A 2,201-nucleotide genomic window follows, 5' to 3' on the forward strand; every position below is an offset into this window, starting at 1 on the left:
CGGGACGATCGGATCCAGGGCGGCCGTGGCGGCGACCGGGCCGGTGGCGGACGGTCCGAGGACGACCGGCGCCGTGAGCGCCGGGACCGCGACGACCGCGGTCGTGGCGCCGGACGGTGGGACGAGCGCGGGCGTGGCGCCGGCGACCGTGGCCGGGGCTCCGGGCCCGGTCGAGCAGGTCAGGACCGACGTGGCGGGCGAGGCGACGAGAGCAGATTCGAGCGGCGCGAGCCGGCGTCGGCCTCGCGGATGGTGCCGCACCGCCGCACCAGCCTCGAGCAGGACCCGGACCTGCCGAGCGGCATCGACCTCGGTGGGCTGCCGCGTGCGGTCCGCGCCGAGCTGAGGGGCCTCAGCCCGGAGAGCGCCGAGTTCGTCGGCGGGCACCTGGTGATGGCCGGCGAGCTCATCGACACCGATCCCCAGCTGGCGTTCGCGCACGCCGAGGCAGCGCGCCGCCGGGCGTCCCGGCTGCCGGTGGTGCGGGAGGCCTCGGCCGAGACCGCGTACGCGGCGGGGGAGTACGCCCATGCGCTCCGGGAGTACCGCGCCCTGCGCCGGATGACCGGCGGCGTGGAGTACCTGCCGGTGATGGCCGACTGCGAGCGGGCCCTGGGGCGTCACGACGACGCGCTCGCGCTGATCCGCGAGGCGGCCTCGAGCCCCGAGCTCGGCCCGGACTCCCGCGCGGAGGCCCTGATGGTCGAGGCCGGGGTGCGGGAGGACATGGGCCAGACCAAGGAGGCGGTCCGGCTGCTCAAGCAGGCCACCCGCACGCCCGCCCGCGGGCTGAGCCGCGACTCCGCGGCCCGGCTGACCTACGCCTACGCCGACCTGCTGCTGCGGACCGGTGACGAGGCCGGCGCGATCACCTGGTTCACCCGGACCGTCGATCTCGACCGCGGCCACGTCACCGACGCCGGCGACCGGCTCGCGACGCTGCAGGGCATGGTGCTCGAGGTGGACGAGGCCGGCATCGAGCCGTGGGCCCCCGAGGAGTCGGAGGACGCCGACGACGCGTCCGCCGACGAGGGGCAGGCCGGCCAGGCTGACGAGCGACCGCTGGACGAGAACGAGGACGTGCTGGCGGACGAGCAGGACGAGGACGCGGGCACCGCGGACGAGCGGCTCGACCAGCAGGGTGCCGGCGAGGAGGACGACGTCGCGGAGGACGAGGACGTCGTCGTCACCACCGGTGCCGGGAGCTCCTCGACGCTGGACGCGGGAGCACCGGTGGGCGACCGGGCGGAGATCGGCTCCGAGGCGGGCGCGGCGCCTGACGGCGACGCGCTGGTCGACAGCGAGCTGGCCGGTGACGAGCAGACCCTTGCGGAGCACGACCTCGGCGGTGAAGAGGAGGCGCTGGCGGACAGCGCGCTCGCCGGGGACGACCCTCAGGTGGGCGACGACCCCGCAGAGGACGAGGACGGTCCGGTGGAGGTTGAGCTCGGCGCTGACGAGGAGACGTTGGCCGACGACGAGCTCGCCGACGACGAGCTCGCCGGCGACGACGCGGACGCGCTGGTGGCGGACGAGAGCGACGAGCCGGTCGACGACCCGACGGTCGGGACCGCGGACGAGGACGCGGCTGCCGACGGGGACGACCGGTGACCCAGGCCACGGTGGCTGGCTCCCTCGCGAGCCGGCACGACGTCGTCCTGCTCGACCTCGACGGTGTGGTGTACCTGGGCCGGTCCCCGGTCCCGCACGCGGCCGACGGCCTGCACCGGCTCCGGGAGCAGGGGGTCGGCGTCGGGTTCGTCACCAACAACGCCGCCCGCACCCCCGAGGAGGTCGCCGCCCATCTGGTCGAGCTCGGTGTCGAGGCCGCCCCGGAGGACGTCATCACCTCCGCACAGGCCGGCGCCCGGCTGCTGGCCGAGCAGCTGGCGCCGGGTTCGACCGTGCTGGTGCTCGGCACCGCCGCGCTGCACCGTGAGGTCGAGGCGCTCGGGCTGCGGGTGGTCGACTCCGCCGACGACGCACCGGCCGGGGTGATCCAGGGCTACGACCCGCAGCTGGCGTGGCCGCGGCTCAACGAGGCCGCCCACGCGGTCCAGCGCGGCGCGGTCTGGGTGGCCACCAACACCGACACCAACCGGCCGACCGACCGGGGGCTCGTCCCCGGGCACGGGACGGCCGTGGCCGCGGTGCGCGCGGCCGTCGACGTGGACCCGCTGGTAGCGGGCAAGCCGTCCCCG

At 76.3% G+C, this 2,201-nt stretch carries 2 protein-coding genes; both read left to right on the top strand.

Annotated elements, in window-relative coordinates; all coding sequences use genetic code 11:
- The first annotated feature begins 249 nt into the window (after positions 1 to 249).
- The gene (locus DVA66_RS21430) at positions 250 to 1,611 is read left to right on the top strand and encodes a tetratricopeptide repeat protein (protein ID WP_198671974.1); all 1,362 of its coding nucleotides are present in this window, start codon (positions 250 to 252) and stop codon (positions 1,609 to 1,611) included.
- Positions 1,608 to 2,201: HAD-IIA family hydrolase (locus DVA66_RS19620; protein ID WP_332872897.1), on the top strand; the 594-nt coding region annotated here is incomplete at its 3' end. The genes DVA66_RS21430 and DVA66_RS19620, both read left to right, overlap by 4 nt.

The organism is Desertihabitans aurantiacus (genome assembly GCF_003344635.1).
In the GTDB taxonomy this organism is placed as follows: domain Bacteria; phylum Actinomycetota; class Actinomycetes; order Propionibacteriales; family Propionibacteriaceae; genus Desertihabitans; species Desertihabitans aurantiacus.

Coding starts and splice junctions, on each gene's coding strand:
- DVA66_RS21430 (WP_198671974.1), top strand. CDS start 250: ATGGTGCCGCACCGCCGCACCAGCCTCGAGCAGGACCCGGACCTGCCG.